Source organism: Mesorhizobium sp. B3-1-7 (genome assembly GCF_006439385.1).
Classification (GTDB): Bacteria; Pseudomonadota; Alphaproteobacteria; order Rhizobiales; family Rhizobiaceae; genus Mesorhizobium.
In genome coordinates this window covers 145481-160111 of the sequence record NZ_VFTL01000005.1, presented here as the reverse complement: position 1 = coordinate 160111, position 14631 = coordinate 145481, and the positions used below count along the sequence as shown (strand labels likewise).

Annotated in this window: 16 protein-coding genes; 14 read left to right on the top strand and 2 right to left on the bottom strand. The window is 63.2% G+C overall.

Annotation, left to right across the window (positions count from 1 at the left end; translation table 11 throughout):
* The first annotated feature begins 79 nt into the window (after positions 1–79).
* Positions 80–2869, top strand: coding sequence for a DNA gyrase subunit A (gene gyrA / locus FJ417_RS06130; protein WP_140782848.1), 2790 nt, complete (start codon positions 80–82; stop codon positions 2867–2869).
* A 51-nt stretch (positions 2870–2920) separates the two neighbouring features.
* On the opposite strand, the gene FJ417_RS06125 is transcribed toward gyrA, so the two are convergent.
* Positions 2921–3073, bottom strand: coding sequence for a hypothetical protein (locus FJ417_RS06125; RefSeq protein WP_095765297.1), 153 nt, complete (start codon positions 3071–3073; stop codon positions 2921–2923).
* 191 nt (positions 3074–3264) lie between these two features.
* Between FJ417_RS06125 and coaD the strand changes: the two genes are divergently transcribed.
* The 7 genes from coaD to tgt all read left to right on the top strand — a co-directional run bounded on the left by coaD (position 3265) and on the right by tgt (position 7846).
* Positions 3265–3765, top strand: coding sequence for a pantetheine-phosphate adenylyltransferase (gene coaD / locus FJ417_RS06120; protein ID WP_140642862.1), 501 nt, complete (start codon positions 3265–3267; stop codon positions 3763–3765).
* Positions 3766–3842: 77 nt separating this feature from the next.
* Positions 3843–4373, top strand: coding sequence for a peptidylprolyl isomerase (locus FJ417_RS06115; RefSeq protein ID WP_246687402.1), 531 nt, complete (start codon positions 3843–3845; stop codon positions 4371–4373).
* Between the two features lie 30 nt (positions 4374–4403).
* On the top strand, positions 4404–4916 hold the full coding sequence (locus tag FJ417_RS06110) for a peptidylprolyl isomerase (RefSeq protein WP_140642858.1): 513 nt from the start codon (positions 4404–4406) through the stop codon (positions 4914–4916).
* A 10-nt stretch (positions 4917–4926) separates the two neighbouring features.
* On the top strand, positions 4927–5376 hold the full coding sequence (locus FJ417_RS06105; protein ID WP_140782846.1) for a DMT family transporter: 450 nt from the start codon (positions 4927–4929) through the stop codon (positions 5374–5376).
* A complete protein-coding gene (gene queA / locus FJ417_RS06100; protein WP_140782845.1) occupies positions 5376–6464 on the top strand; it encodes a tRNA preQ1(34) S-adenosylmethionine ribosyltransferase-isomerase QueA in 1089 nt (362 codons plus the stop codon). The genes FJ417_RS06105 and queA overlap by 1 nt, the downstream gene beginning before the upstream one ends.
* A complete protein-coding gene (locus tag FJ417_RS06095; RefSeq protein ID WP_140782844.1) occupies positions 6454–6723 on the top strand; it encodes a hypothetical protein in 270 nt (89 codons plus the stop codon). Before queA ends, FJ417_RS06095 begins: the two co-directional genes overlap by 11 nt.
* The gene (gene tgt, locus FJ417_RS06090; RefSeq protein ID WP_140782843.1) at positions 6716–7846 is read left to right on the top strand and encodes a tRNA guanosine(34) transglycosylase Tgt; all 1131 of its coding nucleotides are present in this window, start codon (positions 6716–6718) and stop codon (positions 7844–7846) included. Before FJ417_RS06095 ends, tgt begins: the two co-directional genes overlap by 8 nt.
* 84 nt (positions 7847–7930) lie before the next feature.
* On the opposite strand, the gene FJ417_RS06085 is transcribed toward tgt, so the two are convergent.
* Positions 7931–8350, bottom strand: a complete 420-nt coding sequence (locus FJ417_RS06085) for a DUF4864 domain-containing protein (RefSeq protein WP_140642844.1) — start codon at positions 8348–8350, stop codon at positions 7931–7933.
* A gap of 216 nt (positions 8351–8566) precedes the next feature.
* Between FJ417_RS06085 and FJ417_RS06080 the strand changes: the two genes are divergently transcribed.
* From FJ417_RS06080 to FJ417_RS06055, 6 genes are all read left to right on the top strand, one after another.
* Positions 8567–8803, top strand: coding sequence for an Lrp/AsnC family transcriptional regulator (locus FJ417_RS06080; RefSeq protein WP_040995065.1), 237 nt, complete (start codon positions 8567–8569; stop codon positions 8801–8803).
* Positions 8804–8970: 167 nt separating this feature from the next.
* Positions 8971–10383: a circularly permuted type 2 ATP-grasp protein gene (locus FJ417_RS06075; RefSeq protein WP_181177361.1), complete on the top strand. Its 1413-nt coding sequence runs from the start codon at positions 8971–8973 to the stop codon at positions 10381–10383.
* Between the two features lie 123 nt (positions 10384–10506).
* Complete coding sequence (locus FJ417_RS06070) at positions 10507–11448, top strand: alpha-E domain-containing protein (RefSeq protein ID WP_140782842.1); 942 nt, start codon at positions 10507–10509, stop codon at positions 11446–11448.
* 21 nt (positions 11449–11469) lie between these two features.
* Positions 11470–12264 (top strand): transglutaminase family protein, encoded by a 795-nt coding sequence (locus tag FJ417_RS06065; protein ID WP_140782841.1) that lies wholly within the window; start codon positions 11470–11472, stop codon positions 12262–12264.
* Between the two features lie 32 nt (positions 12265–12296).
* Positions 12297–13028 (top strand): peptidase, encoded by a 732-nt coding sequence (locus tag FJ417_RS06060; RefSeq protein ID WP_140782840.1) that lies wholly within the window; start codon positions 12297–12299, stop codon positions 13026–13028.
* Between the two features lie 99 nt (positions 13029–13127).
* Positions 13128–14540 (top strand): pyridoxal-dependent decarboxylase, encoded by a 1413-nt coding sequence (locus FJ417_RS06055; RefSeq protein WP_140782839.1) that lies wholly within the window; start codon positions 13128–13130, stop codon positions 14538–14540.
* Positions 14541–14631: the final 91 nt, after the last annotated feature.

Here is a 14631-nt window from a genome sequence, read left to right as displayed (position 1 = left end):
AAAGTCCGGCCGACATTGGAGTTTCGGCGAGGCTTCCTATATAAGCATGCAGTGATTCCCGACTGGATTGTGACCTGATTTGACCGACCAGAAGACACCGCGCGGGCCTGATGGTGGCCCCACCGGCATCGAGCCGATTTCGATCATCGAGGAGATGCAGCGCTCCTATCTCGATTACGCCATGAGCGTGATCGTCAGCCGCGCGCTGCCCGACGTGCGCGACGGCCTCAAGCCCGTGCATCGCCGCATCCTCTACGCCTCGCATGAGAGCGGCTACCACTGGAACCGCAAATATGTGAAGTCGGCCCGCCCGGTCGCCGACGTGATGGGTAAATACCATCCGCATGGCGACGCTTCCATCTATGATGCTTTGGTGCGCATGGCGCAGGACTGGTCGCTGCGCGTGCCGCTGATCGACGGTCAGGGCAATTTCGGCTCGATCGACGGCGATCCGCCGGCGGCGATGCGCTACACCGAGTCCAGGCTCACCAAGGTCGCGCATGAGCTCTTGGAGGACATCGACAAGGAAACTGTCGATTTCCAGGATACTTACGATGCGTCCGGCAGCGAGCCCAAGGTGCTGCCGGCCCGTTTCCCGAACCTTCTGGTCAACGGTTCCGGCGGTATCGCCGTCGGCATGGCCACCAACATTCCACCGCACAATCTCGTCGAGGTCTGCAACGGCGCCATCGCTCTCATCGACAATCCGGCGATCGACCTGACGGCGCTGATGGAGATCGTGCCCGGTCCGGATTTCCCGACCGGCGGCATCGTGCTTGGCCGTTCGGGCATCTACAACGCCTACTCGACGGGCCGCGGCTCGATCGTCATGCGCGGTCGCGTCGAGATCGAGCAGCGCGGCAATGACCGCGAATCCATCGTCGTCACCGAGATTCCTTATCAGGTGAACAAGGCCTCGATGATCGAGAAGATGGCCGAGTTGGTGCGCGACAAGCGCATCGAGGGCATTTCCGACATCCGCGACGAGAGTGACCGCCAGGGCTACCGCGTCGTCGTGGAGTTGAAGCGCGACGCCGTGGCCGACGTCGTCCTCAATCAGCTCTACCGCTTCACGCCGCTGCAGACCTCGTTCGGCGCCAATGTGGTGGCGCTCAACGGCGGCAAGCCGGAAGTGCTGACGCTGATCGACATGCTGAAGGCCTTTGTCGGCTTCCGCGAGGAAGTCGTCAGCCGCCGCACCAAATACCTGCTGCGGAAAGCGCGCGAGCGGGCGCATGTGTTGGTCGGCCTGGCGATCGCCGTGGCCAATATCGACGAGGTGATCAAGCTGATCCGCACCGCGCCGGATCCGCAGACGGCGCGTGAGCAGTTGATGGAGCGGCGCTGGCCGTCACACGACGTCGCTCCGCTGATCCAGCTAATCGACGATCCGCGCCACCGCATCAACGAGGATGGAACCTATAATCTGTCCGAGGAACAGGCGCGCGCCATCCTTGACCTGCGCCTGCAGCGCCTGACCGCGCTCGGCCGCGACGAGATCGCCGATGAGTTGAACCAGATCGGCGCTGAAATCGTTGATTTCCTTGATATTTTGTCGTCGCGCGCGCGCATACAGCAGATCGTCAAGGATGAGTTGATCGCGGTCCGTGACGAGTTCGGCACACCGCGCCGCACCGAGCTGACCGACGGCGGTTCGGATATGGAAGACGAGGACCTGATCCAGCGCGAGGACATGGTCGTGACCGTCAGCCATTCCGGCTACATCAAGCGCGTGCCGCTCTCGCTCTACCGAGCGCAGCGCCGCGGCGGCAAGGGCCGCTCCGGCATGTCGACCAAGGAAGAGGATTTCGTCACCCGCCTGTTCGTCGCCAACACGCACACGCCGGTGCTGTTCTTCTCATCGCGCGGCATCGTCTACAAGGAAAAGGTCTGGCGGCTGCCGATCGGCAACCCGCAATCGCGCGGCAAGGCGCTGATCAACATGCTGCCGCTCGAGCAGGGCGAGCGCATCACGACGATCATGCCGCTGCCGGAGGACGAAACCAGCTGGGGCGAGCTCGACGTGATGTTCGCGACCACGCGCGGCACCGTGCGCCGCAACAAGCTGTCCGACTTCGTCCAGGTCAACCGCAACGGCAAGATCGCCATGAAGCTGGAGGAAGAGGGCGACGAGATCCTCGGCGTCGAGACCTGCACCGACAATGACGATGTGCTTCTGACCGCGAATTCCGGCCAGTGCATCCGTTTCCCGGTCTCCGATGTGCGTGTCTTCCAGAGCCGCAATTCCGTCGGCGTGCGCGGCATAACCATGGCCGAAACCGACCGCATCATCTCGATGTCCATCATCGAGAATGTCGATGCGTCACCCGCCGAGCGCGCCGCCTATCTGAAGCGCGCCGCGGTCGAGCGCCGGCTTGCCGCCGGCGGCGCGGCCGAGGAGGAAGAAATTGCGCTCACCAATGAGGAAATCGGCGAGGAAGCCGAGCTTTCCGAGGAGCGCTACGAGTTCCTTAAGGCGCATGAAAAACTTGTGCTGACGGTGACCGAGTATGGCTACGGCAAGCGCTCGTCTTCCTACGATTTCCGGCTGACGGGCCGCGGCGGCAAAGGCATCCGCGCCACCGATGTGTCGAAGGTAGCTGAGATCGGCCGGCTGGTTGCGACCTTCCCGGTCGGCAATGACGATCAGATCATGCTGGTTTCGGATGGCGGCACGGTCATCCGCGTGCCGGTCTACGGCATACGCTTTGCCAGCCGGGCCACCAAGGGCGTGACGATCTTCAACACGGCCGAAGGCGAGAAGGTCGTGTCGGTGGAGCGGATTTCGGAGCCGCAGGCCGACGATGAGGTCGAGGAGGTGTCTTCGAGCGAGACTGGCGCGGACGACGATATGGGCGGGAGCGAATAGGCTTTCACCCGGCTTAACAGGCCCTTTGGGCCGGCTCGGTCATGGTGGAGATCAGTGGCGACGATAAACGTTGCGATGGGCGAAACCATCGAGCCGCTTGGTGTTGGCCTTGACGCGCACCCGCGCTGCTTCCTGATGCAACCCAAATGCGGTCGCGATCAGCATCACGATGGTCATTGCAGTGGCAAGCATGTAGATCAGCATTTGCGTGTTCTCCTGGACTTACAACGATGACATGGGGATTTGGTTTCACCCCTTGAAGCGGCAACTTAGTGAACGCTGCGTGAAATGTTCGTGATCGTCGCATTCATCTGTCGTTCATCGGCGCGAAAAGGTTCACGGCCGGGCAATCGATGGGATTTGCCTTTGTTCGAGAGGCTCGCTAGAAGCCTGCCATGACCGAACGCACCGCCCTTTATGCCGGCTCCTTCGACCCGCTGACCAACGGCCATCTCGACGTGCTCAAGGCCTCGCTGGCGGTGGCCGACACCGTCTATGCGGCGATCGGCACCCATCCGGGCAAGAAGCCGTTGTTTTCCTTCGAGGAACGCGTGGAGCTGATCGAGGCGGCAACCAAGGCCGAGTTCGGCCGCGACGGCGGTCGCATCAAGGTCGTTTCCTTTGACGGCCTTGTCATCGACGCGGCCCGCAAGCACGGCGCCTCGATCATGATCCGGGGGCTGCGCGACGGCACCGACCTCGATTACGAAATGCAGATGGCGGGCATGAACGAGACGATGGCGCCGGAGTTGCAGACGGTTTTTCTGCCCGCCAGCCCGTCCGTGCGCACCATTACCGCCACACTTGTGCGCCAGATTGCGTCGATGGGCGGCGACATCCGTCCTTTCGTGCCAGCGGCCGTCGCCGGCGCGCTCACCGCCAAGTTCACCAAATAGGCTTCCCGGAGATTCCTATGCAGCTGAAGAAGCTCGCTTCGTTCCTCGTCGTGCTTGCCGGCCTTTTCGCGGCATCCATGCCGGCCGTCGCCGCCGACAAGGAAAACACCATGATCATCACGCTGAAGGACGGCGACGTGACCATCGCGTTGCGTCCCGACCTGGCGCCCAAGCACGTCGCGCAGATCAAGAAGCTGGTGCGCGACGGCGCCTATGACAACGTCGCCTTCCATCGCGTCATCGACGGCTTCATGGCGCAGACCGGCGATGTCAAATTCGGCAATATGAAGAAGGGCTTCAACCCCGAAGCCGTCGGCACCGGCGGTTCCGATCTTCCCGACCTGCCGGCCGAATTCTCGCAGAGCGAGCAGTTCACGCGCGGCGTGATCGGTATGGCCCGCTCGCAGGATCCGAATTCGGCGAACTCGCAATTCTTCATCATGTTCGCGCCCGCGCCGAACCTCGACGGCCAGTACACCATCGTCGGCAAGGTCGTCGGCGGCATGGACCTCGTCGACAAGATCAAGAAGGGCGACGAGGCCGACAACGGAACGGTCACCGACCCCGACCGCATGATCAAGGTCCGCATCGCCGCCGACAGCAAGTAACTCCCTCAATTTTCAAAAGGATTTTGTGACATGGCTGAGATCAAGGACCGCGAGAACGCGCTCATCCTGGAAACGACCAAGGGACAGGTCGTCATCGAAATGTATCCTGACTTGGCGCCCGGCCACGTTGCCCGCATCAAGGAGCTGGCGCGCGAAGGCGCCTATGACGGCGTGGTGTTTCACCGCGTCATCGATGGCTTCATGGCGCAGACCGGCGACGTCAAGTTCGGCAATTCGAGCAAGCCCAGCTATGCGCCGTCGCGCGCGGGCATGGGCGGCTCCGACAAGCCGGACCTGAAGGCCGAATTCTCCAACGCCAATCACGGACGCGGCGCCTGCTCGATGGCTAGAGCCCAGAACCCGAATTCGGCGAATTCGCAGTTCTTCATCTGCTTCGACGATGCCGCCTTCCTCAACCGCCAGTACACGGTGTGGGGCCAGGTCATCGAAGGCATGGAGAATGTCGACAAGATCAAGCGCGGCGAGCCTGTGCAGGATCCCGACAAGATCGTCTCGCTGAAAGTCGCGGCAGACGTCAAGTAAAGGCGGAACGATGATGGGCGCTGTCTGGTCCCTGCTTGGCATCCTGTCCGGCGCCTTCATCGCCATCCAGGCGCCGATCAATTCGCAATTGGCGCGCGGCCTCGGCCTTCCGGTGGCCGCCGCGGCGTTCTCGTTCCTGTCCGGCGCCATCGTGCTTGGCATCATCTCCATCTCGGTGGTGAGGCTGCAGGGCATCGAGCTCGACTGGAAGGCGCCGGCGCCATGGCTGTTCGTCGCCGGCGGTATGCTCGGCGGCTTCTATGTGACGCTGTCGACGATCCTCACGCCACGTATCGGCGCCGCGGCGCTGATGGCCTTCCTGGTCGCCGGCCAGCTGATCGCCGGCATGCTGATCGACCGCGCCGGCTTCCTTGGCGTGGCGGTGCGCGAAATCTCGCTTGGCCGCGTCGCCGGCGCCGTGCTCTTGTTTGCCGGGGCGCTGCTCATCCGGCTCTACTGATGCGCGTCGACCTGTTCGACTTCGACCTGCCGGATGAGCGCATCGCGCTTCGCCCGGCTGAGCCGCGCGACAGCGCCAGGCTCCTGGTCATCAAACCGGGCGAGACGCCGCAAGACCGCCTTGTCGGCGAATTGCCGTCGCTGCTTCGCGAAGGCGACGTGCTGGTGTTCAACGACACCAAGGTCATCCCGGCACAGCTGAAGGGCATGCGCAGGCGCGGCGAGGCGGTGGCGCAGGTCGAGGCGACGCTGCACATGCGGGTGGCGCCGGACCGCTGGCAGGCCTTCATGCGGCCAGGCAAGCGCATCGCCGCCGGCGACCGCATCCATTTCGGCCATGACGGCAATTCCTGCTTCCTCGGCCAGCTCGACGCTACAGTGCTCGAAAAGGGCGAGGCGGGCGAGGCGCTGCTCGGTTTCGACCTTTCCGGGCCGTTCCTCGACGAGGCGCTGCACGCCGTCGGCCATATTCCGCTGCCGCCTTATATCGCCTCGAAGCGCGACGACGACGAGCGCGACCGCGCTGACTACCAGACCATCTATGCCCGGGAAGAGGGCGCGGTCGCTGCCCCCACCGCCGGCCTGCATTTCACGCCGGAGCTGTTTGCGGCGCTGGACGCCAAGGGCATCGAGCGCCGCTTCGTCACGCTTCATGTCGGCGCCGGCACTTTTTTACCGGTGAAGGCCGACGACACGGCCGACCACAAGATGCATGCCGAGACCGGCTCGGTGAGCCCGGAAACGGCGGCGGCGCTCAACGCGGCCAAGACGCGGGGAGGGCGGATCGTCTGCGTCGGCACGACGTCGCTGCGCTTGCTTGAGAGCGCAGCGCGCGATGACGGCAGGATCGAGCCCTGGTCCGGTCCGACCGACATCTTCATCACGCCCGGCTATCGCTTCCGCACGGCCGACATGCTGATGACCAATTTCCATCTGCCGCGCTCGACGCTGTTCATGCTGGTCTCGGCCTTCAGCGGGCTGGAGACGATGCGCTCGGCCTATGCGCATGCCATCGAGAACCGTTACAGGTTCTATTCCTATGGCGACGCCAGCCTGCTTTACCGGGCGGAGACGAGCGATGGACGATGATCTCGACGGCATGGACCGCGATAGGCTGATCGCGGAGGTGAAGAAGCTGCGCCCCGGCATCCGCGCGCATCGCGACACGACCGGGCATGATCTGTGCTGGCATCACCCCGACCTCTGGGACCTTTTGCCGGAAAAGACCGAACCTGCGATCGCCGTGCCGCCATGGCCGAAATTCATGCGCGGCTGCATCCGCTACCGGCAGTCGCTCGACGAGCAGGCGCCGGCCGCGCCGGTGCACGACAAGGAATTCAATGGCTGAGACTTTTTCCTTCAAGGTGCTTGCCACGGACGGCAAGGCCAGGCGTGGCCTTGTCTCGATGCCGCGCGGCGAAATCCGCACGCCGGCCTTCATGCCGGTCGGCACCGGCGGCACGGTCAAGGCCATGTATATGGACCAGGTGCGCGGCGTCGGCGCCGACATCATCCTCGGCAACACCTACCATCTGATGCTGCGGCCCGGCGCCGAGCGCGTGGCCCGACTCGGCGGCCTGCATGAGTTCGCCCGCTGGCCATATCCGATCCTGACCGACAGCGGCGGCTTCCAGGTGATGTCGCTGTCGAAGCTGAGGAAGCTGACCGAACAGGGCGTCACCTTCCGCTCGCATATCGACGGCGCGCCCTATGAAATGTCGCCGGAACGGTCGATCGGGATCCAGGGCCTGCTCGATTCCGACATCCAGATGCAGCTCGACGAATGCACCGCACTTCCGGCCAAGCCCAAGGAGATCGAGCGCGCCATGGAATTGTCGCTGCGCTGGGCCGAACGCTGCAAGACCGCGTTCGGCGACCAGCCGGGCAAGGCGATGTTCGGCATCGTCCAGGGCGGCGACAGCGCGGCCTTGCGTGTGCGCTCCGCTCAAGCCCTGAAGGAGATGGACCTCAAAGGCTATGCCGTCGGCGGGCTGGCGGTCGGCGAGCCGCAGTCAGTGATGCTGGAGATGCTCGACATCACCTGCCCGGAACTGCCGGCTGACAAGCCGCGCTACCTGATGGGCGTCGGCACGCCGGACGATATCCTGAAATCGGTGGTGCGCGGCATCGACATGTTCGACTGCGTGATGCCGACGCGGGCCGGCCGCCATGGCCTTGCCTACACGCGGCGCGGCAAGGTCAATCTCAGGAACGCCCGCCATGCCGACGATCCGCGGCCGCTCGACGAAGAAAGCGACTGCCCGGCCGCGCGCGACTATTCGCGCGCCTACCTGCATCACCTCGTGCGCTCGCAGGAAGCGCTCGGCGCCATGCTGCTGACCTGGAACAACCTGTCCTATTATCAGAGGCTGATGCAGGACATCCGGGCGGCCATCGAGGCGCAGGCTTTTGAGACGCGGGCGGCGGAGATCACCGAGGGCTGGGCGAGGGGCGATATCCGGGCGCTATGACGCCGCATTGTTCTGGCGCAATTCCGGACGGAAGGCCACGGCGAAGACGCCGAGCCCAACCGCTCACACTTTTCCTGGAATTGCTCAGGTGCTGACCGAAGTCGAAGCGCGCAGGCTGCAGCCGGTGATCTTGAAACTGCCGTCCGCCTGCTGCTGCAGCGTGTAGACCGCCTCATAGTCCTTGCCGTCGGGTCCGACGATCAGCACCTGCTGGACGATCGAACCCGGCCCGGTCTGCTCGACCTTGCCGAAGGAATAGGACTGGGGCTTGCGCACCGGCGCGTAGCCGTTCGTCACCATGTTCATGAAGGTATCCACGGTCGGAAAGATCTGCTTCACGTTCGGCGCGGCGAAGCTGTAGGCGGTGGCGCCGTCATCGGCGATGAAGGCTTTCAACTGGCTGTCGATGACTGCCTGCGCGGTCTTGATCTCGGCATCGCCGGCAAAGGCAAGCGAGGCTATCCACATCGGAACAAGAGCTAGTGCGAACAATACGCGACGCATGGCCTGCCTCCCGGAACTCGCTTGGCGAATGCAATCTAACATACGCGCTTCGATGCCCGGCGGTTTCATCCCTTCGCAAGATTTCGCCGTTTCGACGCCGGAGCGCCCTGCTTAGGCGGTCGTCAAGAACGGCGCGCGCCGGCTGATGCTTGAAAGCCGGGCGGCAGTCTGCCACAAGGGCCGCTTGATCTTGAAGCAGGCTGGCAGGACCGGGCAATGAAGGCATTTTTCGTGCAGATCAAGTGCGACCTGGGCAAGTCCTATGAGGTCGCCAGCGCGCTTGCCGATGCCGAGATTGCCTCCGAGATCTACTCGACCGCCGGCAATTACGACCTGCTCGCCAAATTCTATATCGACGACGAGGAAGACGTTGGCCACTTCGTCAACGAGCGGGTGCAGATTCTGCCTGGAATCAAGGACACCTTCACGATCGTGACCTTCCGGGCGTTTTGACGGACCTGGCGATGCCCCGCCGGGAAGCAGCAACTGACCCGGCCTGGCCGCTCATGCCTTAAATTTAGGCAATTCGCATAGAGCGGCCACCATCGCGTGCTAAATCACCGATTGCGCTTGATTTTCTCCGGCGAGGCCAGTGAAATGGTCCAGAGGGGAGTACGCGATTGGCAGCGTTCGACGAAATGCTTCCGGAAGTCTCCGGATTGAGAAGACCTTATGAGGCTTACGATCGCTGGCTGAAGGAGCAGGACCCGGCCAGGCTTACCCAGAAAATGCAGGACGCCGAGCGCGTCTTCCGCAAGACCGGCATCACCTTTGCCGTCTATGGCGAGCAGGAGGCGTCCGAGCGGCTGATCCCCTTCGACATCGTCCCGCGCATCCTCTCCGGCCAGGAATGGCGCCGGCTGACGCAAGGCATCGAACAGCGCGTGCAGGCGCTGAACGCCTTTCTCGACGACATCTACCATCGCCAGGAGATTTTGCGCGCCGGGCGCGTGCCGAGGGAGCTTGTCGCGAAGAATGAGGCCTTCCTGCCTGAGATGATCGGGGTGAGGCCGCCTGCCGGCGTCTATACCCACATCATCGGCGTCGATATCGTCCGCATCTCGGAGAACGAGTTCTATGTGCTGGAGGACAATGCCCGCACGCCGTCCGGCGTCTCCTACATGCTGGAGAACCGCGAGACGATGATGCAGCTCTTTCCGGAGCTGTTCCAGAAGATCAAGGTCCGGCCGGTCGAGAACTACCCGCAGCTTTTGCGCCAGTCGCTCGCCGCGGTGCGGCCGCAAAGCAGCAAGGGCGCGCCGACCATCGCGGTGCTGACGCCTGGCTCCTACAACTCGGCCTATTTCGAACACGCCTTCCTCGCCGACCAGATGGGCGTGCAACTCGTCGAAGGGCAGGATCTGCGCGTCGTCGACGGCCATGTGGCGATGCGCACGACCGAGGGCTACAAGCAGATCGACGTGCTCTACCGGCGTGTCGACGACAACTTCCTCGATCCGCTGACCTTCCGGCCGGATTCCGCGCTCGGCGTGCCCGGCATCATGGATGTCTACCGCGCCGGCAACATCACCATCGCCAACGCGCCGGGAACCGGCATCGCCGACGACAAGGCGATCTATTCCTACATGCCGGAGATCGTCGAGTTCTACACCGGCCGCAAGGCGATCCTCGGCAACATCCCGACCTGGCGCTGTTCGGAGCCGGACAGCCTCAAATATGTGCTCGAGCGCATCGGCGAGCTCGTCATCAAGGAAGTGCACGGCTCCGGCGGCTACGGCATGCTGGTCGGCCCGGCGGCGACCAAGAAGGAATGCCAGGAGTTTGCCAAGAAGCTGCAGGCGAAGCCCTCGAACTACATCGCCCAGCCGACCTTGGCGCTGTCGACCTGCCCGATCCTGACCGAGAAGGGCCTTTCGCCGCGCCATGTCGATCTCAGGCCTTATGTGCTGGTGTCCGACCGCATCCAGATCGTGCCGGGCGGCTTGACGCGTGTCGCGCTGAAGCAAGGCTCATTGGTGGTGAACTCTTCGCAAGGCGGCGGCACGAAAGACACCTGGGTGCTGGATGATTGAGATGAGTGAATAGTGAATAGTCAGTAGTCAGTAGAGGAAAGAGCAATGCCACATTCGGTCGAAGTTCGAAAATTCACTACTCACTATTCCCTATTCCCTATTCGCTAACCCGAAGGGCCTGACATGCTTCTCGGCCGCACCGCAAACGGTCTCTACTGGATGAACCGCTATATCGAGCGGGCCGAAAACATGGCGCGCCTGGTCGACGCGGGATTGCGCATGGCGCTGACGCGCACGCAGAGCGCTTCGGAGGAATGGAACTCGGTGCTGCTCAGCGCCGGCTCGGACATCGCCTTCAGCCGGAAGTACCAGGACTACACCGCGGCCAACGTCTCCGACTTCCTGCTGCGCGACACGTCGAACCCGTCGAGCACGATGTCGTCGATCCAGACGGCGCGCAACAATGCCCGCATGGTGCGCACGGCGCTGACGCGCGAGACCTGGGAAAGCATCAACGAAGCCTGGATGTCGCTGAAGCGCATGCTGGCGAGGCCGATCGACGAACGCGACCTGCCGACGGTGCTCGATGCCATCAAGCGCGAGACGGCGCTGATCCGCGGTTCGTTCTACGGCACGATGCTGCGCAACGAGATTTTCGATTTCTCGCAACTCGGCACCTATGTCGAGCGCGCCGACAACACGGCGCGCATCCTCGACGTGAAATATTATGTGCTGTTGCCTTCGCTGTCCTGGGTCGGCTCGACGCTGGACAACTACCAATGGGAGTCGATCCTGCGCTCGGTGTCGGCGCACCGCTCCTATCGCTGGGTTTACGAAGCCGATTACAAGCCGACGAACATCGCCGACTATCTGATCCTCAACGTGCGCATGCCGCGCTCGTTGACCTTCTGCTACCGCTTCCTCGGCGAGCATCTGAAATTCCTCGCCGACGACTATGGTGAGCACCATGCCTGCCATGCCACGGCCGAGAAGATCCAGGCATTGCTCAAGAGAGGGTCGATCAAGGACATATTCGACCACGGCTTGCACGAGTTCCTGGCAGAGTTCATTCGCGACAACACCAGGCTGGGCGACGAGATCGCCCAGGACTACCGGTTCTATTGAGCACAGCCGAGGGCGAGCGCTATGCGGCTCAAGATCACCCATCGCACCGAGTACCGCTACGATCAGCCGGTGCAGTATCTGCTGCAGCGGCTGCGCCTGCTGCCTTCCAGCGGGCGTACGCAGACCGTCGACTCTTGGGCGATCAAGGTCGAGGGCGCTCGCGAGGAGGTGCGCTTCACCGACCATTTCGGCAACGACACGCGGCTGGTGAGCGCCGAGAGCGGCCAGAACTCGATCACCGTCGAGGCCGCCGGAGACGTGACCACACATGATACGGCGGGCGTGACGGGCCCACATCAGGGCTTTGCGCCGCTCTGGCTGTTCGCACAGCAGACGCAGCTCACCACTGCCGGCGAGCGCATCCGCGAATTGGCCGGCGCGGTCGGACAGGGCACCGAGATCGAGCGACTGCACCGGCTGATGGGCGCTATCGGCGAACGCGTCGCCTACAGGCCGGGCACCACCAGCGTCGTGACGCCGGCGGAGGAGGCGCTGGCGTTGAAATCGGGCGTCTGCCAGGACCATAGCCATATCTTCATCGCCGCGGCGGGCGCGCTTGGTTTTCCCGCCCGCTATATCAGCGGCTACCTGATGATGGATGCTGCCGTCGAGCAGGCGGCAAGCCATGCCTGGGCCGAGGCCTATGTCGTCGGGCTCGGATGGGTTGCCTTCGACCCGGCGAACGGTATCTCTCCCGACGAACGCTATGTGCGGGTGGCGACGGGACGCGACTATCGCGATGCCTCGCCGGTGTCGGGGATATTGCTGGGGCAGGCGCAAGAGAAGCTTGCCGTGACCGTCACGGTAGAGCAGTAATCTGCGCCGGAATCGTTAGCAGAAGAGCGACCATGACCTATTGCGTCGGCCTCAAGATCGATCGCGGCCTCGTGTTCATGTCGGACACGCGCACCAATGCCGGCATGGATTCGATATCGACCTTCAAGAAGATGCATGTGTGGGAAAAACCCGGCGAGCGCGTCATCGTGCTGATGTCGGCGGGCAACCTTGCCACGACGCAGGCCGTCGTCAGCCTGCTCGACGAGCGCAACAAGGCGGTCGGCGACCGCCATGGGAAGCTGCTCGAGACGCCGTCCATGTACCAGACGGTGCGGCTGGTCGGCGATACGGTCAAGGAAGCGATCGCGCATGCGTCGCCCGACGGCGAGAAGGCGGACTCCTATTTCAATGCTTCCTTCATCCTCGGCGGCCAGATCAAGGGCAGCCCACCCAGGCTGTTCATGATCTATCCGGAAGGTAATTTCATCGAATCGACCGACGACACGCCCTTCTTCCAGATCGGCGAGACGAAATACGGCAAGCCGATCATCATCCGTGCCTATGACCGGACAATGAGCCTGGCGGAGACGGTGAAGCTGCTGCTGGTATCCTTCGACTCGACGCTGAAATCCAACCTTTCGGTCGGGCTGCCGCTCGATCTTCTGTTCATGGAACAGGATGCGTTCAAGGTGGGGCTGAACCGGCGGATCGGCCATGACGATCCTTACTACCGCACCATTTCGGATGGCTGGTCCAACGCGCTGAAATTGGCCTTTTCAAACCTGCCGGATTTTCCGGGGTAGGGCCCTGCGATCCAGCCGTTGCCTCAATATATTTAACATGTTAATCAAAAGTTGAGAGCGGTTCGGTTGGCCGACATGGGCGGCTGCTGGGAGGAAATTATGGACAATGAGGAATTCCGCGACTGGTCGAGGCGGGCAGCCGATTGGGGCGCCGATTACCGCGCCGGCCTGCGCGAGCGTCCGGTGCGGCCGGCGATCGCGCCGGGCGAGATTTTCAGGAGCATCGAGGTTTCGCCGCCCGAAATGCCCGAACCGATGGACAAGATCTTCGCCGACTTCGAAGAAAAGATCGTGCCGGGCATGACGCATTGGCAGCACCCGCGTTTCTTCGCCTATTTCCCGGCCAATGCGGCGCCGGTGTCGGTCGTGGCGGAATATCTGGTCTCGGCGATGGCCGCGCAATGCATGCTGTGGCAGACCTCGCCGGCGGCGACCGAGCTCGAGACGCGCGTCGTCGACTGGATGCGCCAGGCGCTCGGCCTGCCCGAGGGCTTTTCCGGCGTGATCCAGGATTCGGCCTCGTCGGCGACGCTTGCCGCGGTGCTCACCATGCGCGAGCGGGCGCTTGACTGGCAGGGAAACAAAAAAGGGTTGGCCGGGCAGGCAAAGCTTCGCGTCTACTCCTCCGACCAGGTCCATACCTCGATCGACCGCGCCATCTGGGTTTCCGGCATCGGCGAGGAAAACCTCATCCGCATCCCGGTCGGCGGACGTTTTCGCGCCATGGACACGGCGGCGCTCGAGGCTGCGATCGTTGCCGATCGCAAGGCCGGCCTTCTGCCGGCCGGCATCATCGCCTGCGTCGGCGGCACCAGCACCGGCGGCACAGACGACATCGCGGCGGTAGCCGCCGTCGCGAATCGGCATGGGCTCTACCTGCACGTCGACGCCGCCTGGGCCGGATCGGCGATGATCTGCCCGGAATACCGGCAATTCTGGACCGGCGTCGAAGGCGCCGATTCCATCGTCTTCAATCCGCATAAGTGGCTGGGTGCGCAGTTCGACTGCTCGATCCAGTTCGTGCGTCAGCCGGAAGACCTGGTGCGCACGCTGGCGATCAAGCCGGACTATCTGAAAACTCGAGGCCATGACGGCATCATCAACTATTCGGAATGGTCGGTGCCGCTCGGGCGCCGCTTCCGGGCGCTCAAGCTCTGGTTCCTGCTGCGTGCCCACGGTCTCGAAGGGTTGCGCAACATGATCCGCAACCATGTCGCCTGGAGCGAAGGGCTTGCCGCGCGGCTGGCCAGGGAGGCGGATTTCGAGCTCAGCAGCGAGCCGATGCTGTCGCTTTTCTCGTTCCGGCATCGCGCGGCACCCGGCATCGATGCTGACGAGCACAATCTACGTCTGGTCGACGCCATCAACACCGATGGCCGCATCTATCTCACGCAGACGCGGGTCGACGGGCGCGTGGCGATCCGCTTTCAGGCGGGGCAGTTCGAGGCGACGGCAGCCGATGTCGACGCGGCGTTCGACGTCATAACCGAGATTGCGCGGCGTCTATCCTGAAGCAGCAGGCGTGTTCCGCACTGGTTTGCCTTTTGCAATCAGGTGATTTTCGTTAGCCGGCTTATGCCTTTTCTTCGCTTTCGTTTTCCGA